General features: G+C 43.2%; 24 protein-coding genes, 2 tRNA genes and 3 pseudogenes. 18 read left to right on the top strand and 11 right to left on the bottom strand.

Annotated elements, in window-relative coordinates; translation table 11 throughout:
- The first annotated feature begins 328 nt into the window (after window positions 1-328).
- Window positions 329-547: a hypothetical protein gene (locus tag IC007_RS04585; RefSeq protein WP_054845482.1), complete on the top strand. Its 219-nt coding sequence runs from the start codon at window positions 329-331 to the stop codon at window positions 545-547.
- Here the strand turns inward: IC007_RS04585 and IC007_RS04580 are convergent.
- Together IC007_RS04580 and IC007_RS14120 are read right to left on the bottom strand one after the other, a co-directional pair.
- Window positions 534-992, bottom strand: a pseudogene (locus tag IC007_RS04580) (type II toxin-antitoxin system death-on-curing family toxin). The gene IC007_RS04585 and the pseudogene IC007_RS04580 sit on opposite strands and share 14 nt — an antisense overlap.
- 7 nt (window positions 993-999) lie before the next feature.
- Window positions 1000-1249, bottom strand: a pseudogene (locus tag IC007_RS14120) (MarR family transcriptional regulator).
- Window positions 1250-1369: 120 nt separating this feature from the next.
- On the opposite strand from IC007_RS14120, the pseudogene IC007_RS04570 reads away from it, so the two are divergent.
- From IC007_RS04570 to IC007_RS04555, 5 genes and pseudogenes are all read left to right on the top strand, one after another.
- Window positions 1370-1936 (top strand): annotated as a pseudogene (locus tag IC007_RS04570) (hypothetical protein).
- A 636-nt stretch (window positions 1937-2572) separates the two neighbouring features.
- Window positions 2573-2740, top strand: coding sequence for a hypothetical protein (locus IC007_RS13445; protein WP_054846454.1), 168 nt, complete (start codon window positions 2573-2575; stop codon window positions 2738-2740).
- Window positions 2741-2742: 2 nt separating this feature from the next.
- Window positions 2743-3174: a hypothetical protein gene (locus IC007_RS04565; protein ID WP_054846455.1), complete on the top strand. Its 432-nt coding sequence runs from the start codon at window positions 2743-2745 to the stop codon at window positions 3172-3174.
- Window positions 3175-3517: 343 nt separating this feature from the next.
- A complete protein-coding gene (locus IC007_RS13810) occupies window positions 3518-4177 on the top strand; it encodes a hypothetical protein (protein WP_232049022.1) in 660 nt (219 codons plus the stop codon).
- Window positions 4178-4221: 44 nt separating this feature from the next.
- Complete coding sequence (locus tag IC007_RS04555) at window positions 4222-4764, top strand: hypothetical protein (protein WP_054846456.1); 543 nt, start codon at window positions 4222-4224, stop codon at window positions 4762-4764.
- Window positions 4765-4872: 108 nt separating this feature from the next.
- Here IC007_RS04555 and IC007_RS04550 read toward each other — a convergent pair.
- The 3 genes from IC007_RS04550 to IC007_RS04540 all read right to left on the bottom strand — a co-directional run bounded on the left by IC007_RS04550 (window position 4873) and on the right by IC007_RS04540 (window position 6658).
- Window positions 4873-4962 (bottom strand) — tRNA-Met (locus IC007_RS04550).
- A 212-nt stretch (window positions 4963-5174) separates the two neighbouring features.
- A complete protein-coding gene (msrA, locus tag IC007_RS04545) occupies window positions 5175-5711 on the bottom strand; it encodes a peptide-methionine (S)-S-oxide reductase MsrA (RefSeq protein ID WP_149528437.1) in 537 nt (178 codons plus the stop codon).
- Between the two features lie 56 nt (window positions 5712-5767).
- Window positions 5768-6658 carry a hypothetical protein gene (locus IC007_RS04540; RefSeq protein ID WP_054846457.1) on the bottom strand — a complete coding sequence of 297 codons (891 nt, stop codon included), beginning with the start codon at window positions 6656-6658 and terminating at the stop codon, window positions 5768-5770.
- Between the two features lie 164 nt (window positions 6659-6822).
- On the opposite strand from IC007_RS04540, the gene IC007_RS04535 reads away from it, so the two are divergent.
- The 5 genes from IC007_RS04535 (at window position 6823) to glyA (ending at window position 11948) form a co-directional block, all read left to right on the top strand.
- The gene (locus IC007_RS04535; RefSeq protein ID WP_054846485.1) at window positions 6823-7869 is read left to right on the top strand and encodes a hydroxymethylglutaryl-CoA synthase; all 1047 of its coding nucleotides are present in this window, start codon (window positions 6823-6825) and stop codon (window positions 7867-7869) included.
- Window positions 7866-8948, top strand: coding sequence for a thiolase family protein (locus IC007_RS04530; protein WP_149528436.1), 1083 nt, complete (start codon window positions 7866-7868; stop codon window positions 8946-8948). The genes IC007_RS04535 and IC007_RS04530 overlap by 4 nt, the downstream gene beginning before the upstream one ends.
- A 5-nt stretch (window positions 8949-8953) precedes the next feature.
- The gene (locus tag IC007_RS04525) at window positions 8954-9358 is read left to right on the top strand and encodes a Zn-ribbon domain-containing OB-fold protein (protein ID WP_149528910.1); all 405 of its coding nucleotides are present in this window, start codon (window positions 8954-8956) and stop codon (window positions 9356-9358) included.
- On the top strand, window positions 9348-10568 hold the full coding sequence (gene hmgA / locus IC007_RS04520; RefSeq protein ID WP_149528435.1) for a hydroxymethylglutaryl-CoA reductase (NADPH): 1221 nt from the start codon (window positions 9348-9350) through the stop codon (window positions 10566-10568). The genes IC007_RS04525 and hmgA overlap by 11 nt, the downstream gene beginning before the upstream one ends.
- A gap of 75 nt (window positions 10569-10643) precedes the next feature.
- The gene (gene glyA, locus IC007_RS04515; RefSeq protein WP_269472370.1) at window positions 10644-11948 is read left to right on the top strand and encodes a serine hydroxymethyltransferase; all 1305 of its coding nucleotides are present in this window, start codon (window positions 10644-10646) and stop codon (window positions 11946-11948) included.
- 319 nt (window positions 11949-12267) lie between these two features.
- On the opposite strand, the gene IC007_RS04510 is transcribed toward glyA, so the two are convergent.
- The 4 genes from IC007_RS04510 to IC007_RS04495 form a co-directional block, all read right to left on the bottom strand.
- Entirely contained in the window at window positions 12268-12687 is a 420-nt protein-coding gene (locus IC007_RS04510; protein ID WP_054846486.1) for a universal stress protein, read from the bottom strand.
- A 10-nt stretch (window positions 12688-12697) separates the two neighbouring features.
- A complete protein-coding gene (locus tag IC007_RS04505; RefSeq protein ID WP_054846459.1) occupies window positions 12698-13711 on the bottom strand; it encodes a type II glyceraldehyde-3-phosphate dehydrogenase in 1014 nt (337 codons plus the stop codon).
- Between the two features lie 3 nt (window positions 13712-13714).
- A complete protein-coding gene (locus IC007_RS04500; protein ID WP_174861576.1) occupies window positions 13715-14935 on the bottom strand; it encodes a phosphoglycerate kinase in 1221 nt (406 codons plus the stop codon).
- 202 nt (window positions 14936-15137) lie between these two features.
- Window positions 15138-15896, bottom strand: coding sequence for a hypothetical protein (locus tag IC007_RS04495; protein WP_054846460.1), 759 nt, complete (start codon window positions 15894-15896; stop codon window positions 15138-15140).
- 451 nt (window positions 15897-16347) lie between these two features.
- On the opposite strand from IC007_RS04495, the gene IC007_RS04490 reads away from it, so the two are divergent.
- Window positions 16348-16420, top strand: a tRNA-Gln gene (locus tag IC007_RS04490).
- Here the strand turns inward: IC007_RS04490 and IC007_RS04485 are convergent.
- A complete protein-coding gene (locus IC007_RS04485; RefSeq protein WP_149528909.1) occupies window positions 16374-16604 on the bottom strand; it encodes a putative integrase in 231 nt (76 codons plus the stop codon). The genes IC007_RS04490 and IC007_RS04485 overlap by 47 nt on opposite strands.
- Before the next feature lie 352 nt (window positions 16605-16956).
- Here IC007_RS04485 and IC007_RS04480 point away from each other — a divergent pair, with 352 nt between their 5' ends.
- Window positions 16957-17367, top strand: coding sequence for a DUF3211 domain-containing protein (locus IC007_RS04480; RefSeq protein ID WP_054846461.1), 411 nt, complete (start codon window positions 16957-16959; stop codon window positions 17365-17367).
- A gap of 410 nt (window positions 17368-17777) precedes the next feature.
- Here the strand turns inward: IC007_RS04480 and IC007_RS04475 are convergent, their stop codons facing one another.
- Complete coding sequence (locus IC007_RS04475) at window positions 17778-18401, bottom strand: Holliday junction resolvase-like protein (RefSeq protein ID WP_054846462.1); 624 nt, start codon at window positions 18399-18401, stop codon at window positions 17778-17780.
- 313 nt (window positions 18402-18714) lie between these two features.
- Here IC007_RS04475 and sixA point away from each other — a divergent pair, with 313 nt between their 5' ends.
- The 5 genes from sixA to IC007_RS04450 are packed head-to-tail and all read left to right on the top strand — an operon-like array spanning window position 18715 to window position 22266.
- Window positions 18715-19182 carry a phosphohistidine phosphatase SixA gene (gene sixA, locus IC007_RS04470; RefSeq protein WP_084739858.1) on the top strand — a complete coding sequence of 156 codons (468 nt, stop codon included), beginning with the start codon at window positions 18715-18717 and terminating at the stop codon, window positions 19180-19182.
- A 12-nt stretch (window positions 19183-19194) separates the two neighbouring features.
- Window positions 19195-20430, top strand: a complete 1236-nt coding sequence (locus IC007_RS04465) for a Ppx/GppA phosphatase family protein (RefSeq protein WP_162205012.1) — start codon at window positions 19195-19197, stop codon at window positions 20428-20430.
- Window positions 20421-21077: a dTMP kinase gene (tmk, locus tag IC007_RS04460; RefSeq protein ID WP_149528432.1), complete on the top strand. Its 657-nt coding sequence runs from the start codon at window positions 20421-20423 to the stop codon at window positions 21075-21077. The genes IC007_RS04465 and tmk overlap by 10 nt, the downstream gene beginning before the upstream one ends.
- Window positions 21059-21697, top strand: coding sequence for a dTMP kinase (locus IC007_RS04455; RefSeq protein ID WP_054846465.1), 639 nt, complete (start codon window positions 21059-21061; stop codon window positions 21695-21697). The genes tmk and IC007_RS04455 overlap by 19 nt, the downstream gene beginning before the upstream one ends.
- On the top strand, window positions 21694-22266 hold the full coding sequence (locus IC007_RS04450; RefSeq protein WP_149528431.1) for a hypothetical protein: 573 nt from the start codon (window positions 21694-21696) through the stop codon (window positions 22264-22266). The genes IC007_RS04455 and IC007_RS04450 overlap by 4 nt, the downstream gene beginning before the upstream one ends.
- The last annotated feature ends 248 nt before the right edge of the window (window positions 22267-22514 follow it).

The following is a 22514-nucleotide window of genomic DNA, read 5'->3' as shown; positions in this document are numbered from 1 at the left end:
CTACTTTAAATACTTTCCATCTATTAACATAATACCTCAAGAATTTCTCAAACCTAATTTTAGGCAAGAATTGCTTCTTTGTAAAAGTAATGATACGTTTTGACAGAAACGTTGAGTTCATTAGAAAGATCAGTTATCATTAGCCTGACTTCATAATTTCAATTATATTATTCCTTTTTAGTCTTTGTTATAATCCATATAATGTATTTATAGGTCTTTTTATATGATATTACATGCCACAAAGATCTTAATATGATATATGTACGTGGCATGTATGGCAGAAATATATTGCAAGTAGTATAACATTATATTTAATAGGGAATTCAGAATGGTAGTAGCCAATAAGGTAACTGATGAGCAGAAAAAGATCTTGGAAAGAATGCGAGACAGGGTTGGCTATATCATCAACGCTTACAAGGAATATTTAGATGCATTGGCTGAGTTTGACAGAACTGGTGTATTAAAAATACATGGTAAAGTCCTTTATGTAAGAAAATACATAGAACAAGAAGAGGAAAATAAGAATAAACGACTTAATCTTCAATAATCTTCTGTATAATTTTCCTTATTTTATTTATTGTGTATTCATCTTCTTTTGGTGGGTTATCGGCTACCTCAACTAAGGTCTTTATTAATTCCTCTTCTAAGTCTTGTGGGACTTCTTTATCATATAATTCGTATAATATGTTTAATAACAGTACGAAAGTAGTCCTCTTATTAGCATCAACGAAAGGGTGAGAAGTTATCAAATGGTATGTCAATACTGCTAAACTTCTACTAATATCGTGATAATTAATTAGGTCTTCTATTGCGGAATAAATTGCAATGCCTATAACGTCCACGTTAATTATCCCTGGTTCAGTATTAGTATCGCGTTTAATTATAGTATCGTGGATTTTTAGTGTAGTTAGTTCTTCATCGCTTTCTCCTCTTCTTCACTCTTCGAACTCGTTTAATAACCCTTCTAGGATTTGTATTAGCTTACTTTTCATGAGATTTTCAACCTTGAGTGCTTGCTTCTATCAAAATGTATAATTCTTTAAGCTTTTCACTACCTTTTTACCTTTTTCTGTTAATTTGATATATCTCCTCTTAGGAAAGCCTCTAGTCTCCTCAATCTCTTCAACCAATCCCCACTCCTTTTAACAGTATTATTTACTGGAGCAGTTGAGCTCTTTGTACGTTCTATCAATTTCCTTAATGTTACTTTATCATTGTCATAGAGTGCTAGCAATACCAAATGGTGAATACGTATGCGAAAGAGGTAGATTTTATTGTTAATTAAAAAAGGTTTAAAGGTAATAAATATTTAGTTAGATAGTAGTTATTATGGTAAGTAAGTAAGGAAAAACACGAAACAAATAAGGTTATCTTTGGTCCTACTAAACAGATATCAACTTTAAAATACGTCTTACTTATCCTATTATTTTCAGCATTGCCATCAGCTATAGTGCTTATTTTGGCTTATGACATTATTTATATCTTTTTACATAGCTTAATATTATCCGTTTCCTTAAGCGCTATAATATCCTCTACATTAGGTGCGACATTGTCCACTTACCTTGACAGATATCTTATGAGGCGTGGGATAAGACCTCCTGGAATAAGGAAAAAAGAGGCTAGGACTAAGTATATAATCTCTCCAGAGAGCGGACAACCCATTGATGAAAAAGTGATTAAGAGATATGAGAAAGCGTTAGCGTTTTCAGATAAGGAGTCGGAAAATTATGTGGCGGAGTTAGCCATGCTAGGCATGATGTATCTGCAGAACGCTGTAGCTTAAGACGACAAGGATCTTTATTTGAGGGCTAAGGAGTACTTGTCAAGGGCTGAGGAGGTAATGCAGGGAAAGAGCGTGGGTTTTGAGGCTAAAGCACTCGTTGATAACCTGAGGAGTAAAATTGAGACTTACAAGTACCGCTTCGGAGAAAGATAAAGACTTAAACTTATTGATGTTATTCAGATATTATTAATTTAGCTCTTACTTTTTAGTAGTTCATCATAGAGAAAACTATTGAAATTTTTAGCAAATTTAGTTAAGGTGCCGCCACGGGGATTTGAACCCCGGACAACCGGATGTAAAAAACGTTAAATTAATAGGCTTGATTTAACACCTTTGTGTTAAAGGGTTAATTTTCATTCTAATAATATAATTTAGATTAAGTATTAGATGAAAGAATCTACATCGTATGAGATGTTAAACCCTTAAACACCTCAGTTACTTTGTCATTCTCCTCTATTCTAGTGTATAAATCTTGAACTTCTTGCCATAATATTTTATCTATAACGTGAATATTATTTCATTTCGATTTTTGAAAATGATGTTAAAAATAGATTTTTGTCATATTCGAGCTTTTTAGACCAAATAACCAATATGCATTAACTTTTGCAGCTGATATTGTTATTATTGTCTCCTAACACTTATTTTTCTCCTCTTTTTCTGAGTGAAGAGGCATTCTAAGCTTTTAAATACTAAACAACCAAGCACACTAACATTTCTAGTTCAAAAATTCGTTAATAGAGCATAGCAGACAAAGTTATAGCCCTGCAAGTTTATATTTAAATTGAGAATATGACTACTCCCATCAAGGTTATGAGGAAATATTACGCAATAGATTATAATAGAAGAATTGTTGCTGAGGCTGATTCTGAAGAGGAGATTGATAAGATCATGGAGAAGAAGGGTTATAAGAAAGGGACTTACGATATTTTAGTCTCCATCAAATATGTAGAGAGTTAATAATGTCTCGCGAGATAGAAGTACCTTTTGTCAAGGTTAATGATACGTATTTACCTTTACTTAAAGTGGAAATGGAGTGTCCAAAACTAGGTAGTGAGTATTTAGTTTATGCCCTTCTAGATACTGGAAGTAGGTTTTCTGTCATTAGAAATGATACGTTCTTAAAGTGTTTTGATGAATCCTCGTTAAAAAACCGTTTAGTCGATAAAGTTATAATTTCTAATCTGCTCACTACAAAAGAAAGGTATAACATAAAATTTCATTTCGTGGAACTTAATGAGACATTACAGATACCAGTTGCATCTTTAGATTTCGTAAATTTAGGTGAGGGTATATATCCCAGCCTAATTTTAGGTAGGGAAGATTTCTTCTCAAGAATAATGATATGCTTCGACACAAACGTTAGACTAATTATTAAGGCTAACGATCTTTAACTAAATATTTACAAATTTTCTTTAAATGTACAAAGAGTTCTATGCATTATCTTCTTACGTGGAGATTTTGTCTTTATACTCAACACTAATTATATTTTTTTGATGAAACTACGGATTTGAACATAGCTTTATCCTCTTTGATCCTCTTATTCATATCTTCGGTATCTGTTAAGGCTGTTAGCATCTCTATGCTGATTTAAGGACTTCTGTTGCATCTAGTTTCAAAAGATAATTGCACACCCTTTCAAACTATAACCTAGTTAGGTTAGAATAAAAATAAGTGATGAATATTGCCAAGATGTTCTATTATAGTTAACTTTTTTTTAAAGTTCTCAATTCTTCCATGCCTCAGAGTTTAAAGCCTAAGAGCATTAAATTATTGCATTATGAAGAGAAGAAAGATGATAAGAGAATTTTTAGACAAGGAGTGACATTAATAGAGTATGAAGGGCAACCGTCAAAGATAATCCAATGGAGTCAGTTGGTAGAAGGTGACCCTTTCGGTGAGCACGAGACAACTTATAGGATAAACTACGGTTCCGAAAGTATACTTAGAAGTTTTAAGGTGAAGTATTTAGGAAGGGAAGGGGATAAGCATAGGGTTTTGATTAAGGAAGGAGTGTCTGGTTGCGGAACTAAGACTAAGAGGATAGAGAATAAGGAATTACTAGTACCAGATAAACTATACCAACCTTACCCTTTACAACAAAAAAGTGAAGAAGGGAAAGATCCGAATCCGATAGAATGTGAAATATGTAAAGCAATAGTTTCTGTACTATGCGGATTGCTAGCCGAAGGCGTTGCTGAAAGTGTAGCATGCGATGAAGCTTGTGGTGAGGTTTGTCTAATATTTATTGAGGATCCTGTTATCTACGGTATATGTGTAGTGATATGTATACCTTCTTGTGACGAATTACTCCAATTAATTATCTCATTAGGTGTAGCAACTGCTTGCGGGCTAGGTGGAGAATATCTATGTCAGAAAGCTGGTCTATGTTGTTAGAAATTTTTTAAGTATCATAAATAATACTAACCAGGGGATAGGTTATGGAAGAAAAGAGGTTATCCTTTTTTAAATGGCTCGGTCTAGCATTACTATTTATAGGTTTACCTACTGTAGTGGCTGTGGTGTTATCGTTTTCTATTCCTTACTATATACTACATGATATGACACTTGCCAACACTCTTAGTACTATTATTCCTATATTAGTATTTGTAGTTTCGGCTACTTACTTTAAGAGGTACTTAGAAAGTCGTGGTCTTATTACCCCCTTTATGAAGAGGGTATCCATTACAATCTTACCGGACAGCGGACAATCTATTGACGAGAAATATATTAAGAGTTTTGAGGCTAAGCTTAAGTTTGCTAAAGGTGAGGAGTATATTAAACAGTTAGCCATGATTGGCATGATGTATCTGCAGAATGCTATAGCTTATGATAATAAAGACTTGTATTTGAGGGCTAAGGAGTACTTGTCAAGGGCTGAGGAGGCTATGCAAAGAAAGAGTGTAAGCTTTGAGACTAAAATGTTGGTTGATAATTTGAAGAGTAAGATCGAGACTTATAAGTATCGTTTCGGGGAAAGATAAAAACTTAAACATACACGATTGTATTAATTATTGTTGTCAAATTCTTACTCCTTTGGTAGTTATTCTTATCTAGAAAACTATTGAAATTTTTAGCAAATTTAGTTAAGGTGCCGCCACGGGGATTTGAACCCCGGACAACCGGATATCCCCTCTGGATCGTATGAGTCCGGCGCTCTAGCCGGGCTGAGCTACGGCGGCACTGTTACTATTTCCTACACGTTTGGTTATAAAGTTTTTATCTTATATTTACGTAGTCCTACTCTGATAGAGTTACTATTAATTTTTCTTATAAATTAAGGAAAAAAGTGACTGGTACACCGAGGAGTATCCGATGCCTCGTCTAACCAAGAGCGTAACTCAGTTTTATGTCTCTTGAAATTTATAAAAACGGCTTGAAGGTCCCGTTCTCATTATTTAGCTTCCTCCATCCTTACCCTATCAGGGAAGTGGTACATGAATTTCTTCACTTTAGGGCTCATCACTATCCTGCAGTAAGGCTGATTGGGGTGCCTTTCAAAGTATCTGTGATGGTAGTCCTCAGCCTCATAGAAAACGTCAAATGGCTTAAGCTCAGTGACCACTTTCTTTCCCAACCTCTTCTGAACCTCCTCTATCACTTCCTGGGCTATCTTCCTCTGTTCCTCGCTGTGATAAAGGATGATAGATCTGTACTGGGATCCTACGTCGTTACCTTGTCTATTTGGCGTCGTAGGGTCGTGAATTTCGAAGAATATTTCTAGGAGATCCCTGAAACTTATCACAGACGGGTTGAACGTTATTTGTACTACCTCCGCGTGACCAGTTGTGTCGCTGCATACGTCCTCATAGGTGGGGTTGGGGAAAGTGCCCCCAGCGTAACCTGGCCTCACGTCTATTACTCCCTTCACCTTGGAGAACACGGCTTCAGTGCACCAGAAACATCCTCCACCTAATGTTGCTTTTTCCATGAGCTAACAGCTCATTTTGCTATATTAAATAAATGTAAGGAAAAATCAAATGACTTTTATAGCTTATACTTCATGTCTAGAAATTCCCAAGTGTATTGAACCCCGTTTCCTTGCACTGTCACGGTGACGTTGTAAACCCCTGTAATGGGATAGGGAAAGCTGAACTGTGTGCTAGGATTTATCAAAACGTGACCGAAATCGAAGTACTTTGAAATGTTTTGATTGTAGAGGTGAAACGTCACGTTATAGTAGCCCGGAGGCAACGTGATGTACCCTATGTGTGGGTTATTGTTGTATTTTTGAAATGTCAAAGTCATGAAAGTGAAATAGCTGGACGTGTTGGGATAGTAGATCTCTCCTGTGTTATTAAAAACGTAAGTCATTTTCTCGCCGAAGGTGGCTTGGTTGCTAGGGGTAATGGCGGCGTCACTGTAGATCGCGGGATCCGGAGGTGATTGTTGGGTTACCATTAACAATGGTGAGTGGCTACCCAATCCTATATTATGGCTGTAGCTCCAACCGTAAGTCCCGGTAGCCTCTATTCTAGCTACCTCTATCTGAGGCATTGAATAGTCTGGCTCATAGGTCGGTTTCCCATTGACGTTCGCAATCACATCACTTATGTTGAGGTATACTATGATGGTCTTTTGGAACTTCTGTCCCGAATTCAGGTGAATTGGGACTGTATAGTTTTCGAAAGTGAGCTTGTGGGTGGTCTCGTTAAGATATCCCACTTGTATGTACGCTACTGTAGACATGGGTAGAGGTCCATCGTTAGACGCGTCCAGCTTGATCACGTACTTGTACCCTATTGGAGAGAATGTTTCTTCCACGTACTCGGGGCTCACGTTAATGTGGAACGACGTGTCCTCCACGTAGAACAGGACTCCAACTATTGCAATCACGACGACTAAAGCCAGTATTACGTACGTTATTCTGAACTTCACGACTAAAGGATAAAGAGTACATTTTATTATTCTTATTCGCCAATCAGAGTGAGCTGAGTCAGATCATCGATCACTATCTATTTTTCATCACATAGACAGTTGTCTATAGGTGATATAGACAGTTGCACAAATCTTAAAAAGTTTAGCAGATGAAGAAAGTTTCGATGAAGTCCGGAATTATAGGCTGGGGCGCTTACGTTCCCAGATTTAGGGTTAAGGTCAGCGACATAGCGAAGCTTTGGGGAATGGAAGAAGGAGTAGTGAGAGGTCTTGGGCTTCAAGAGAAGTCACTTCCAGGTCCAGACGAGGACTCAACTACCATAGCATGGGAGTCTTCAAGGAATGCGTTGGCGAGGGCAGGAATAGATCCTTCAAAGGTGAAGTTGGTTCTCTTCGGTTCGGAGTCTAAGGTCTACGCTGTGAAGCCAACGTCGGCTCTCTTGATAGACTCCTTAGGCCTTTCCTATTTCTCAGCTTCAGCGGACATGGAGTTCGCCTGTAGGGCAGCTTCAGTAGGACTCAGGCTGGCCTCCACGTTTGTGGAAAGCCATCCTGATTCCTACGCTCTCGTAGTTGGAGCAGACACCGCCCAGTCAAACCCCGGAGATATACTGGAGCTGAGCTCAGCCTCTGCAGGCTCATCCTTTGTTCTGGGTAGCGGAGATGTCCCAGTGGTCATAGAACATTCCACCTCTTACACCACTGACACCCCCGATTTCTGGAGGAGGGACGGAATGCCCTACCCACTCCACGGAGAGGGGTTCACCGGAGAGCCAGCTTACTTCGCTCACATAATCAGCGCTGTGAAGAAGCTTTTCGAGGAGACGGGTCTCTCTATCTCAGACTTCAATTACTTCGTTTTCCATCAGCCGAACGGTAAGTTTCCGGTTCAGGTAGCTAAGAAGCTAGGGGTTCCCATGGAGAAGGTTAAACAAGGTCTGGTCTCCCCGTTCATAGGTAACCCATACAACGCTTCGGCTTTGTTGGGTCTGACGAAGGTACTGGACGTCGCTAAACCAGGGGAAAGGATACTCGTAGCTCCTTTCGGAAGCGGGGCAGGAAGCGACGCCTTCAGTATGATGGTGACCGACGCTATAGGAGAGAAACAGAAATTAGCTCCAACCACCGAGCAGTACATCGTGAACAAGAAGGTAGTTGACTACGCTACTTACGCCAGGTTCACTAACAAGATAAAGGCGTATGAACTATGAGCAGGGTATACATTACAGGAGCCTCCATGGTTCCCGTCAATAGACATTACGACATGTCGCTCTTCGATTTGGCTAACTCGGCCTTGATGGGAATTAGGAAGACCGTGGAGGAGATCCCTGAAATAGACGCTGTGGTAGTTTCTAACGCCTACGGGCAGAAATTGGGATCACAGTCCATGCTAGGTTACAAGATCTCAAGGAGGGCAGGTCTATCCGGAAAGGTGTCAATGACGGTGGAGCAAGGCGACGCTAGCGGTGGGGCTTCAATATTTACAGCTTACGCACTCGTGAAGTCAGGCGTGGCTAAGAACGTACTCGTTATTGGTGTAGACAAGTTCTCCGACTTTCCTTCCAAGTTCGTCAATGACGCGACTTCCTCTACATTGGAAGAGGTATCATACCACGAAGGTATCTCCACTTCTCCTTACGGTGCACTGATGATGAAGAGTTACATGAAGAAGTACGACGTGAGTGAAGATTACTTCTACGACTGGGCGATCAGGATGCATTCGAACGCCGTCGAGAACCCTTACGCTTACCTACGCTTTCCTGTAGACAAAGAGGTCATAGCCAAATCGCAGGAGGTATCAACTCCGATGAGGCTCTTTGACATAGCACCACGCGCAGACGGAGCGTCAGCAGTCCTCATATCCTCTCAGGACTACTCAAAGTTGTCAGAAGTTCCAGTAGAAATAGAGAGCGTCGACTTCTCATCGGGAGAGCCCTCTATCTCCTCCTTGGAGTTCCCAATAAAGAGGGTAAACGTTAAGCCAGAGAGGACCGTGATGGAGATCTCTGATACATTCAGCGTCTCTGCAGCGATAGAGCTAGAAGCCATGGGGCTTGCGGAGAGGGGGAAGTCAATTAAATCTCTTGATCAATTGAACGTCAATTACAGCGGTGGGCTCAAGGCCAGGGGATATCCAGGAGGAGCAACTGGGGTGTACCAGACTGCGGAGATCTACATGCAACTCGCGGACGAGTTCCCTGGAAGGAAGGCAAAGGAAGTAGAGGAAGGCATAGTGTTGAGCACTGATGACGTCTTGAGGACCAGCTTTCTCATTCATTTCAAGAGGTGATCATGATGAGAGTTTCCCCTCCACAAGTTTGGAGAGCAAAACAGTCCTTGTATAAGTTAACCGGGTCTAAGTGTAATAAATGCGGTAACATAGACGTTCCTCCATCTACATTCTGCAGCAAGTGCGGATCTCCTGAGGTTTCCTCCATCAACCTGAGTGGGAACGGTACCTTGATCCTCTCTACCAAGAACTTCCAGCAGAGGGCTGGGTATGAGAGGTCGATGCCACAGTTCATCGGCCTGATAAAGCTGGACGAAGGTCCTGAGATAGTTGCCCCGTTGACAGACGTGGATGAGGAACCCAAGGAAGGATCTAGAGTGACTGCAGTGCTCAGGAAATTGACCGTGGACTCCTCGAATGGGCTAATAGAGTACGGCCTGAAGTTCAAGGTAATTTCCGATGGGCCTTGAGGAAACCGTTGACAAGATGGTGAAGGGGGAGATACCTCTCCACGAGGCAGACAAGTACCTTGAAGCCAACGCAGCCATGGTAGCTAGGAGGCTCGCAGTAGAGAGGATAACTGGAGTCGGTCTTCCTAACATAGGATCTACTGTCATAGACTACGCCGAGATCAAGAACAGGAACGCTGAGAACGTAATAGGTGCGGCCCAAATACCGATGGGGATAGCGGGCCCTTTGAGGGTGAACGGTGAGTTCGCCAAGGGAGACTTCCTGGTCCCCATGGCTACCACGGAAGGCGCTCTGATAGCGAGCGTGAACAGGGGGATGAAGGCCATCACAGTGTCAGGCGGAGCTAACGTTAGGGTCATAAAGGACGAGATGACAAGGGCTCCGGTGATAAAGCTTAGGTCGGTGACACATGTGTCAGATTTCCTCTCATGGTTCTCCTCGGTTCAGGATAAAATCAAGGAAATCACCGAGTCCACGTCTTCCCACCTGAAATACGTAGGATGCTCACCTTATGTTGTGGGAAACAACGTTTGGCTCAGGTTCTCCTTCCAGACAGGAAACGCAATGGGCATGAACATGGTTACCATAGCTTCTGAGAGGGCTTGCTCTTTCATAGAGGAGAACTTTCCGGGCGCTAAGTGCGTCGCCGTGAGCGGGAACATGTGTAGCGATAAGAAGAACACCGTGGTCAACTCGTTGATGGGTAGAGGTAAGACGGTAATAGCGGACGTTCTTGTGCCTAACGACGTGGTTAAGAGGGAACTGAAAAGTGACGTCTCGCTGATCAACGAGGTGAACCTCAGGAAGAACTGGCTAGGAAGCGCGAGAGCAGGCTCAGTGTCGCAGTTCAACGCCCACTTCGCCAACGTGGTCGCTGCTATATTCGTGGCGACCGGTCAGGACGTAGCTCAAGTAGTAGAGAGTAGCTCCGGGTACACGTGGACTGAGGTCAGGGATGAGGGTCTTTACATCTCCGTGACGTTGACCTCCCTCGAAGTCGGCACCGTGGGAGGCGGGACGAGACTTCCAACACAGAGGGAAGCCCTCTCTATCATGGGGATAAAAGGGGAGGAGGAAGGGTCTTCCAAGAAGCTCGCGGAGATAATTGCTTCAGCTGTCCTTGCTGGAGAGTTGAACCTCCTCTCAGCTCTGGCCAACAAAGAGTTAGGTAAGGCACACATGAAACTTGGTAGGAATGCCAAATCTTAACCCGCGTTTTGGTTACCTGAAATTTACATAAATCTGAATTTCTAAAAGTTTTTATGTTACATCGCTTACTTTGTAATTATGACCATACCTAAAGAATTGGAAAAAATTCTTGAAATCACAAAGGAGCAGAACACTTGGAGGAGAAAGGAAACTTTGAACTTGATAGCGTCAGAGAACGTCATGAGCCCCGTAGCTGAATCGGTCTACATGAGCGATTACATGTCTAGATACGCCGAGGGTAAACCTTACAAGAGGTTCTATCAAGGTACGAAGTATGTGGACGAAATTGAAACCCTAACCATGGACCTCATGAACCAAGTAACTTCTTCCAAGTTCTGCGATATGAGGCCAATAAGCGGTACTGTGGCAAACGCTGCTGTGTTCAGGGTTCTGGCTAACCCTGGAGACAAGGCTTTAATTGCCCCAGTCCAAGCGGGAGCACATGTTAGTCACACACGTTTCGGGACTCTGGGAGCCCTCGGAATAGAACACATAGAGCTTCCATTCGATAAGGAGAACATAAACGTCGACGTCGATAAGTCAATCAAGATGATAGAGGAAGTGAAGCCTAAGTTCGTAGTTATGGGAGGAAGCCTTTACCTCTTCCCTCACCCAGCCAAGGAGCTATCCCCTCACATTCACGCAGTAGGGGCGAAACTAGTTTACGATGCAGCCCACGTCTATGGTCTAATAGCGGGAAAGGCTTGGAGCAACCCCTTAGACGATGGAGCTGACTTTCTTAACGTGTCGACACACAAGACGTTCCCCGGTCCTCAGGGTGGAGCGATCTTCTCTAACAACGAGGATTACTACAAACCTGTGTCGAGGACGATCTTCCCCTGGTTTGTGAGTAACCACCATTTACATAGGTTGCCCGCTACTGCAGTCACAGCACTGGAAATGAGGGAGTTCGGCGAGGAATACGCATCCCAAATAGTGAGGAACGCCAAGAAGCTAGCTGAGAGCCTAGCTTCACTGGGCTTCAAGGTCGTGGGAGAACACCTGGGCTACACGAAGAGCCATCAAGTAGCAGTTGACGTGAGACCTCAAGGTGGAGGAGCGAAGGCAGCTAAAACGTTGGAAGAGGCAAACATTATAGTGAACAAGAACCTCCTACCCTATGACGGTCCAGAGGCGGTCTCGAATCCGAGCGGACTTAGGATAGGCGTTCAGGAGATGACCAGGTTCGGAATGAAGGAGGGAGAGATGGAGGAGATAGCTTCGCTCTTCAAGAAGGTGCTCATAGATGGTAAAGAGCCAAGCCAGATTAAAAGGGAAGTCATGGAGATGAGGAAGGGCTACCTTAGCGTGAAGTATACCTTCCAAGACGGGGAATGGGAACAGAAGTTCTCGTCTAAGGTAATCCCGATGATAATATAGACGTGCTTAAAGAACAGTCAAATGCAAAGATATGTGTGTTGTTTTTCCTGACTATCTATTTGTTACAATACGCTTGATATTTTTCCTCTTCTTTCTGCCCTTGCTGAACATAGTAGAAGGGAGTAGCGAAAAAGGAGAAGCTTAAATATATGTTGAGCAATAAAGTGGGGCTAGTTGCCTTGACTCCTAGTCTTCCATGTGCACATGTACTCCTCGGGAATCATGAATTCACAACCGATAAAAGGAGGTAAGATAATTCCTTTCTGAACAAAAAATTGATTCTATATCTTAATTCAAAAAAATTTAGCTTACTAGATATTTACCTAACAACTATCACGGTGATGGGAGCATTAAGCGCTACGGACGTAGCTGTAGATCCTATGTTTATGTCGCTATTTATTGATGTACCTCTAGCACCCATTATCACGGCGTCGAAGTTCTCCTCAGCTATCAATTTGAGGATTTCGTTTGCCACGCTAGACTCCTTGTAGTTCGTCTTAACTTCCTTGAACTCGTAGTCCGTCCTTCCACCTATTCTCTTTTCTAACATTTCCTTTATGGATTGAGTGCTTCTGCATTCCTGACAAATGTAAACTAGGTAAATCCTAGACCCATACCTCATCCCGAAGTCCACCCCTATGTCAACGGCCCTCATACTGTTCTCAGATCCGTCGACTGGGATCAGTATTTTCCTCAGGAGGAAGCTTACAGAGTAGGTAGGGGGTAATTTATCGCTCACTTTTTTCACCTCAGATTATGTACCCTTTCCTTATTCCGAGGGACGCGTTAGTTAAATCTATGGATTTGCTCATACCGGACACAGCTCTCACCGCGTCAACGTTCTCGGGTACAACTATAGACTCCTGATGCACTGCGTACATGAGGAAGACCTCCTTTCCCTTGGTCTGTACTGAGTCCTCGAAAACCATCACCTCAGGCATGTCGTTCCTCTCCCTTCCCAGATCTCTCGCCAGTTCAACCAGCTCAGCTGTAGAGTTTATTCCTGCCTTTCCTGGAACTACTACTATCCTCGGGGTGGAGAGCAACTGTTCCAATATCTCTTCCCTCCTGACTTCCCTCTCCGTTTCCATGTCAAGCAGGTGAACGTGCATCAAGTTAGTTGGTGATATCACTGCCATAGTTACTATGTCGAGGTCCTTCAACACAGTGTTGACGTCTTTAGCGTGATGGCTGGGAACCGAAGCAGGGTCTGGGACGAGTGCATTTATAGGTCCTTTCTTGTACTCTTTGGGATCAGCGGCCCTCCTTATCACCGTACCCCTCACCTTTTTCACGGGTGAGACCTTCGATGTCGTGCATATAGTCCTCAACATAGCTGTCGTATTACATGAAACTACCCTAACGTATTTCTTCCCTATCGCTTCATCGTAGTTGCATAACGCTGAGAAGGAAATTTCCCCAACGTTGCTTTTCTCTCCCCCTTGAAAAAGAGCTGGCTTACCTTTCTCAACGTATATCTTCTTGTATTCCGCTCCGACGCCGTTAGGGGTAGCATCTACAATCACGTCAGACTCCTCTATCATGTCGCTTATGTTCCCGGCCGGCTCGATCCCAGCGCTTATGAACTTCTCCTTGTTTTCCTCAGGTACGTAGATCCTCATGTTTCTCTTGAATGCTACCATTGCCTCGTAGTTGGGAGAGGTCTTAGCTACTCCCACTAACTCCATGTCAGGCTGTTTGAGGACAGCGTCGGCTACCCTCTTTCCTATAGTTCCGTAACCGTTTATCGATACTTTTATCAAATTTCACACCTTGCTGAGGCTCAATGCCTCTAAAGCGGGAAGTCTCTCTCCTGAGAGGAATAAAAGCAATGCGCCCCCTCCGGTCGAGATATGAAGCTTAGAGGTGTCCTCGACTTTCCCTTCAAGGACGCTCACCATGTGACCTCCTCCTACTATAACGTAACCTGAGTTCTCCAGCGCAGCCTTCATGACGCTCTTGCTGCCGTCCCTGAACCTTTCGTCCTCTATTATCCCCATGGGTCCCCTCAGGACAGTGACCTTTGAGTCCTTAATGAAGGAAGAGTATATGTCGGCTGTGTTGGTACCTATGTCTTTTATTACTCCGTTAACCTTGTGGACCGGGCTTTCCTCTGTTTTGCCTTCCCTTTCTACCTTGAAGTCTACAGGTATCTCAACAGGCGACCCGCTCATGAGTAACTTCCTGGCTCTGGGTATTAGGCTCAGTATTCCGAGCTTCTCTAAGACTTCCATGTTTTCCTTTCCTAGAGATATTCCCTTAGCTGTGGCGAACAGCTCGGCTATCAACCCTCCTGTTAATATCCTATCAGCTATTCTCTTCTTGGTTAAGTTCTCTATTATTCTGAGGGTGTCCAGGACCTTGCCTCCTCCTAGGACGAACACTTTAGGTGACTCCTCGGGCGTGAATATCTTTGAGAGCGCAGAGATTTCCTTCTCCATGACCCTCCCTGCTGCTGACGGGATTACGAGAGGAAATCCAACTAAGCTTGGCTGGCTCCTATGTGCAGTAGCGAACGCGTCGTTCACGTAACCGTCGAAAAGGGGAGACAGTTTCCTAACGAGGAACGTCTTCGCGTGTTGTTGCGGTGGAGCCTCTATGAGTTCCTCCGATACCATCCTCACGTTATTGAGGAGGATTATCTCACCCTCTTTCATGTTCTTTATTTTCTCCCTGGCGTAAGGCCCCATTACGTCGTCTACGAACTCCACATTCATGTCTAGGTATTTCGAAAGGATCTGGGCATGCTCTTGAAGCTCCACGAAGTCTCTGTCTCCAGGCCTGCCTTGATGTGATATTAGGACTACCGAGTTCCTTCGTTCAACTAATTCTTTGATAGTAGGAGCATGCGCTTTCAACCTTGAGCTGTCCAGTATACGTCCGTCTTTATCTATGGGAGAGTTAAGGTCAACACGTAAGAGAACTTTCCTACCAGAAAGTTCCATATCATCCAAAGTTTTAATATCTAAATCTCCTATTTTTATCAGGGCAATTCCCCAATAATCTATGCATTTTCAAATTTATAAAAATGAGGGTATAACGCAATAGACAGTCACTGTGATTATAGTGTATTTTTTTAAAAAGCTCGATCCAATAAAGATAGCGTTCTAATTAAGCTCGATTTCGATACGCAATGAAGCTTTAGAGATCTTACTTTGTAAGTCAATTCTTTTTGATCTTTTTCAAAGATTAGCATCTTAGTTGCTCTAAAAAGTTGTTCCAAAGCAGAGGAATGAAAAATTTTACGTTTAACTGTTGAATATACAAATTTACCTCCATGTCCCTTGTGCCGACTCTCTTGGTGAAGAGCTTAGGTTTCTCAGGCGCGAAGTAGGATAATGCGTTCTTTACTTTCTCCGTGTCAAAAGAAGACTCCGTTCTACAAGTAGCCATGAGCTTCAGCCTGCTCCCGTCACTAGCGTCAACCTCGTTCAGTGAACATACAGCGTTGAGATTTCTCTCCAATAAAGTCTTGAATAGGGAAGTCAATGAAAGGGGTATCTCGGAAGGGTTTATCCCCATGGGAGGTAGGAGGAGCTTTACCGGGTGTTTGTACTCCTTCCCCTTCTTTATTAAGAGTAAGAAGTTGAAGAAGATGAAAGTGGAGTTACAAATGTTAGATACGGAGTGGGGTTGGTCTTCTATTACTATAACATCGTCTCCTGCGATACTCCTCATTGATGTCCTCACGTCTATGTTTTTCTTGTTGTCCTTAGTAACTGCCATCCCCTTGATGCCGACCAAGCTCTTTATTCTCTCGTCTGTAGAAAAGTAACCTAAGTAAAGATCAAAGTCCTTCACCCCAGCCTTCCTTATCGCTTTAGAGACTAAGTTGGTAGCAAGAAGTAGCTCTTTGTTATGTGATATCAACATCCACTCTCCGAAGTCGTCAGTTACGTATCCTGATCCTTCATTGTTGCTAGATTTCCTGAATATATCGAAAAACAATCGATCATACCCCATAATAGTTAGTAAACTACCTTTAAATCCTTGATTAAGGACTTTTTTACCTTGGCGCTGTTATGGGTGAGGAAACCCTCCATCCGTGAGGAGATTGATATCCCTAGTGAAAGCCTTCATAAGGCAAACGTTGATGTTCCTTGCCCAAGGCTGACAGTTGTGAGCGTGTAGGCTCTACCGGTGAACAGATTGTGGAGAAAACTTATATCACAGAACATTTTCTTCCGAGATCAGTTGTAGGTAGGGGATAGAAATCCTATGAGAATAATTCATCGTGAGAGGTGTAAATGTTACATTCGTAATAGTAGAGTTCACGAGCACCTAGTCCTAATATTTTAACGTCCTTTCAGTCTCTGTTTTTTCATCAATATTTTATATCTCCGTAGCTTCCGTGATTTAAGCGTAAGAGTTTTAAATACCAAGCACGATATCTCTAATTAGCCGGGTAGTCTAGCGGCCAAGGATCTAGGGCTCTGGCCCCTGGGACCCCGGTTCGAATCCGGGCCCGGCTACTGAAGTCTCTGTGGGTTTCCCCCACACCTTGGCCACTTCGAGGTAAGTCTGAATTACCATCTCTAAAGACCCTACGTAATGGTGCCTCTGTTTACCACCAGTGCTATTCTCTATGATATAAACATAATACCGGCCCTTAATCTCTTTGATATAGAATTTAGAACCGACGTAGAAATTGTGCATTTCAAGGTACCAATTTACGCGAGTTTTTATATTCATTCTAAATTAGAATATCATTATAAAAGTTCAAACAAGGTGATATGATTCCTCAGTATTTCAATAGATTGCGTAGTTCACACCTTACTCTTGAAACGCTTAAACAACAGTTAGATTTTGTTTTATAGGAAGCCTGAATCATCCTTTTATATATCTCACGTGATGTAGTTACAGCTTTCAATTTCGCAACAAGATAGGACTTATTAACCGAATTCCCTCTCAAAGTCGTGGGTTTCAACGGCATTAAGGCTGACTTTGAGAAGTTTTCATATTAGAGCTTTAGATAAACTTTTTATCAAGAAATACTATTGTAGTAGTTATGAAATATTATACGGAGATTAATACTTCTCACACAGCTGACGCATTGAGTATTCTGTTGTCAGATCCACGTTTCGTTCTACCCAGAATGTTTAAATCGATAAAGGATCTGCAAGTAGATGGGTCCTCCTATCACGGGAGGGCTAATTACATGGGACTTTGGCACGAAATCAACGGAAACGTGTACTCGTCTATGAACGAGATTTCATATGTCTTCTCTTTGAGGTACGGGAGAAGTCTGGGACTAGGTAAGCTAGTCTTTTCTCTTGGACTAAACAAAGTTTCTCTTTCGTTAAAATACGAAGGATGGATGGAGAGAACATCTTCCGTGATAATCAATATGTGGATCAAAGATTTCCTAAAGAATTTCGAGGAAGATGTAAGGTTAGAGAGAATTAAGAGAAAGATATGACCCTAGTAGAGAGATAATAGAACTTGGACCATCTAACAACAATTTATTATCTTGAACCTTACGGATATTGAAGTGTACTGTCCTAGAAAAGTGAATTCCTATATTAATCGAGTAGTCGATTGAAAAGCGTAGTGTTAATCTCAAATCGTGTTTACGCTAAATAATAGCTAAGGTATCAATATAATCTACTGCACATTAAGAAAAATAGAAGTTCCACTACAGAACCCCATTGAGGGTTGTATTTCATGAACAAGACGGATGTAATAAATTAAATTGTCTAGAGCGAACCTATCTTGTCGATCCAATTCAATTAGTTTTGTTACATTTCTTTAAATAAATTGAATTTAGGATGTGTGTTGGACGAACCGACAAAAGAGAATCTAAAAAGGTGAACTCCGTCTTCCATTTCCTTACCTACTTTGTTCTTCGGATTTCCTGACCTCGTCTGTAACTTTCCTCTGAACTTCTCCCACTAAATCGTTGAGGTTGACTACTTCGTATCTCACCTTAGATTTCCTTATCGCTTCTCTTACTCTCCTCTCCCTTTCACTTAACGTACTACTCTTTCCGCTCTTTATCTCTATAAAGATAATCTCCGGATCGGCGTCGTCGGAAAGTCCCTTGAACGCTATGAAGTCGACCGGTGTTCCCAAATGCCTGAAGTCCTTCGGGTTAACTTGATACTTTTCGGTGAGGAACAGAGGAGCGAACTCTTCGCTTATTCTTCCCAAGAGTGTGTTTACGGATCTCAGTACAGCGTCTTTCCTTATGTTTTTCTCGTTCTGTTGTTTCCATTCCTCTAGTTGTGCCTCATATTCCCGTCTGATAGATTGCTCCATCTGTAACCTAGCTTGTTGTAAGTTCTGCTGTATCCATGTGTTAAAGTACTGTTGGGCCAGCTGTTGGGCTTGTTGCTGTGCTCTCACTTGCGTTTCATTTATTCTTTTGTTTAACTCTGAGATCCTTTTAGAATAATACAAAATTACTAGTAATAATATTACAATAATAACTGAAAGAAGGATTGAAGTTGCCATGTTTCAGCATTTAAAAAGTAATTGTCAGAATTTTATACTTTTAATAAATCATCAATGCTTGGGTAAATCCAAGAGGCTTAAAGAGCAATGAACTGTTAAGGGTAGGAAGTTCTGCTCTGCTGATAGAACCTATCTACCATTTTGCGCAATCAAAATAATACGTCTTCTCCCAGATCGTGGTACATCTAGGTCTAATAAGGAGTCACGGATAGTCTGCAGGTTTCACTGTATGTCTATAGGCTTTCCTGATAAATAAATAGAATATATAGCTAACACTTTTAATTATTTTTCGATGATATTAACCCGTGTTACAATGAAACTTTTATTGGTAAGGCATGGAGAGGCAGAGGAGCCAAACCAGGAAGTTCAGGACAAAGATAGGAAGCTTGTAAAGAAGGGAATAAAGCAAATGAGGAGGGTAGGAAGCTTCTTGTCTGAGGTGAACTTCCTCCCGGAAAGGGTAATTTCCAGTCCTTTCATCAGGGCATACCAGTCCGCAGATGTGATCCTTGACGAGATGGAATTGGAGATGCAGATCGAAACCGAGGACTTCCTTCTCCCGTCGAGCGATCCTACTACCGTGATGCAAGCGTTAGTTCAGCTGGACGGAAACGTCATGGTAGTAGGTCACAACCCTCTCCTAGAGAACGTGATCAAGGCTTTGACAGGTGGAGAGGTATCTCTAAAGAAAGGAGGAATCGCACTAGTTGAGGTGGAGAAGGAGAAGGGAGTAGGAACGTTAGAGTTGCTTTTAGATCAGAAGACGTTAAAGCTACTCTAGGTAATGATTACCATGCTCTCTGCCGTAATAGATGCCGGCTTCAACTCGTTCAGGCTTTCGATCTTTCAGGTTTTCCCCAACGGCACGTTCAGGAACGTAGGGTCTGTGAAGAGTTTCGTCAGGCTGGGTGAAGGTCTGAAGGAAGGTGACCCCGTCCCTGAAGGGAAGATTGAGGAAGCTTCTAGGGCCTTGCAGGGGTTCTCCAGAGTCATCGAGAGCAAGTCGATAAAAAACGTCACAGCTGTGGGAACGAGCGCGTTCAGGTTCGCGTCAAACGGGAAAGAGGTAGCCGAGAGGCTATCTTCTTCCCTTGGGCACGAGATCAGGATAATAACGGGAGAGGAGGAAGGAAAATTCTCCACTATAGGTGTAATGAACACCCTCCCAGTGGTGGAAGGACTCGTCTTCGACTTGGGAGGAGGTTCCCTGGAGCTAACCTTAGTGAAAGACAGAAAGATAGCTGATGTGAAGCAATTCCCCTTGGGGGCCCTGAAGCTCTCTGGGAAGCCCGAGGAGGCAATAAGGAAGGAAATCAGATCCGCTATATCCTCAATGAACTTGAAGGAAGGAATTAAGGTGTTCGGCTCGGGAGGTAACTTGAGGGCGATCGCCAAGCTTGACATTAAAACCAAGGGTAGAATGATAAAGTCAGTTCACGGGTATCACATATCGTCTAAGGTAATCTCGAGGTACTCCAGGCTCCTGAACTCTATGGGAGTCAAGGAAAGGGCAGGTCTTCCCGGGATAGACGAGGGAAGGGCTGTGACGATCAACACCGGTGCACTGATAGTGGATGAGATACTCTCGTCAGTGAAGGCATCAGGAGTCACGATATCAGCCTTCGGCTTGAGGGAAGGTCTCCTCATGGGCGAAGAAGTCAAGAGTCTGACACAACTGAGGAGGATGTGGTTATCTTTCTTCTCTTATTCTCTTGGGTTGGACCCGTCGCTCTTCACGATCTCTGAAGACAGTGTAGAGGACTACGTCGCTTTCCTGGTCATGAACATGCAGGTAGCTGGGTTCATAAGCAAGTATAGTTCATGCATGGACATCCTCAGGTCAACGACGTTACCCGGTTTCTCGAGGGAAGAAATAAGGCTCATGTTAACACTCTGCAGTGTAGCTAGTAAAGGTAAGGTGAAGAAGAAGTTCTATAAGCTTGTGAGGGAACAGATAAAGAAGAAAGACCTTTATGAGAAAGCCATGAAGGTAAGAACCAAAGTGAGGGAATTCAATCCATGGAATTAAAGAGAAGGAAAGGAGTTATCATAGCCTTGGAAGGAATAGACGGCTCGGGCAAGACAAGCCAAGCCATTCTCCTCAGGGACTGGTTGAGCCACAAGCTCGATACTTTCTTCACGGAGTGGAACTCCTCCGAGTGGGTTCACAAGGTCATAAAGGAAGCCAAGAAGAAGAACATGCTTACCCCTTCTACGTTCAGCCTCATACATGCTACCGACTTCGCCGACCGTTATGAGAAGTACATCTTACCCATGATAAAGGCTGGGTTCGTGGTCGTCTCCGACAGATACATCTTCACAGCTTACGCAAGGGACACGGCTAGGGGGAACGACCTCAACTGGGTCAAGAACGTTTACTCTTTCGCCGTGAAGCCGAACTTGACGTTCTACATCAGGGTTCCCGTGGAGGTAGCGCTTTCCAGAATAAAGGAAAACAGGCGCTTCATAAAGCCTTCGGAGGCTGGAGACGGCATGTTCCCTCATCTGACCCCGGAGGAAAGCTTCGTCAAGTACCAGAGCATGGTCACCGAAGCTTACGACAGGATCTCCAAGGAAGAGGACTTCATCACGATAGACGGGACCATGTCTCCGAGGGAAGTCCAGACCAAAATCAGGGAGAGAATAGGGGATCTGCTTTGGAAAGAGGACTCTTAATCTCAGTTGACGGGGTTGAGGGTTCAGGGAGGACCCTCCACGTCGAGGCCCTCAAGAAGTGGCTAGAGGACATGGGGTACGTCGTCTCGATCATAGGGCTTCAGACGTCGCAACTGATGAGCGAACCACTCAGCGAGGTGAAGAGGAACATAGTTTTCCAGCGTTTCACTCTTTTCCTCGCCTACGCTACCGATCTGGCTGACCAAGCAGAAAACGCGATCAAACCTTCCATCAAGTCGGGTTTCATAGTCATAGCAGACGGTTACACTAACACGTTGAAGTCTTGGGCTCTGACGCGAAAACTAGACCGTGAATGGGTTGACGGTGTGCTCTCCATCCTTCCTAAGCCTGACATTTCCATCTCCCTCATCTCTCCCCCAAAGGTCATAGTGAGGAGGATAATAAAGAAGAGGGGGTTTCTGGATCCTTTAACTTCAGCCGTAGACTTGTGCATAAACGAGGACCTCTTCCATTCCTTCCTGAGGTACGTCAATAAGTTCCAATCCAACTTGACTATGTTGACTGAAAGTTCCGGAGGAATGGCGTTCAGGACTAACAAGACTTTCGATCAGACTAACAAGGAGATAACCTCATACGTGGAGGGGTTCCTGAAACGTTGAGACCAGAGAAGTACGCCAACTTCCATCTCCTCAAGGCAATCAGAGCTAAAGGCGTGCACAAGAGGAGGGTAGAGCTCAGGAAGTACCTAGTGGTCGCGAGGGTCCTGTCCTCTGGAGAGTGTGTGAAAAAGGTGAAAAAGGAAATGAAATCGCTTGGGAAGTTGAGAGATGCCACAGTAGCTTCATGCGTTCCTCTGCCTCATTATAAAGCTAGGAAAATGGAAGTTGAGAAATGTATTCTCCCAAGAACCCCCGGGTCTAGGCTGATCATAGCTGAGAGGGTTTTCCACCTCATGTCCCTCATACCACAGGAGAGGGAATTGCATCCATTGAGGAAGAAAGTGAGGGAGTGTCTTTTCTTACTCGAGAGCTTGGGGCTTAGAGATGCCAGGCTAAAGGGTGTCGCTAAGGAACTCGGGAGACTTAGGGACGAACAGCTCAGAGCCGAGTTGTGTCTAGATGAGAGAAGGGAATTAGACGTTAGCCCATACAGAGAGGTAGCTTTTCAGGTTATGAAGGAATTGCTTTCTCAGACGGAGTTCAACCATTTGAAGAACAAGCTAAAGTGATGCAGTGAAAAGTTTTTTGAAAAAGAGTTAATAGAAAATAATAACTGTATAAGGATTAAAAAATCATTTCGCTAAGTTGGAGGATAACTTAGACTCCCGAATGAGAGAAATAGGCAAAAATTTCTTCTCTCAATGGGAAGCACTGGAGCTTATAGAGAGCGAAGTCCTATAGACGCTAACATGAACACCGCGGTAGTTAGCTAGATTCAAGACATTCCACCCTAAGCTTATTCTTGCGAAGTCCTCAC

Source organism: Sulfuracidifex tepidarius (genome assembly GCF_008326425.1).
GTDB classification, from domain to species: Archaea; Thermoproteota; Thermoprotei_A; order Sulfolobales; family Sulfolobaceae; genus Sulfuracidifex; species Sulfuracidifex tepidarius.
This window is presented reverse-complemented; position numbering and strand designations above follow the sequence as displayed.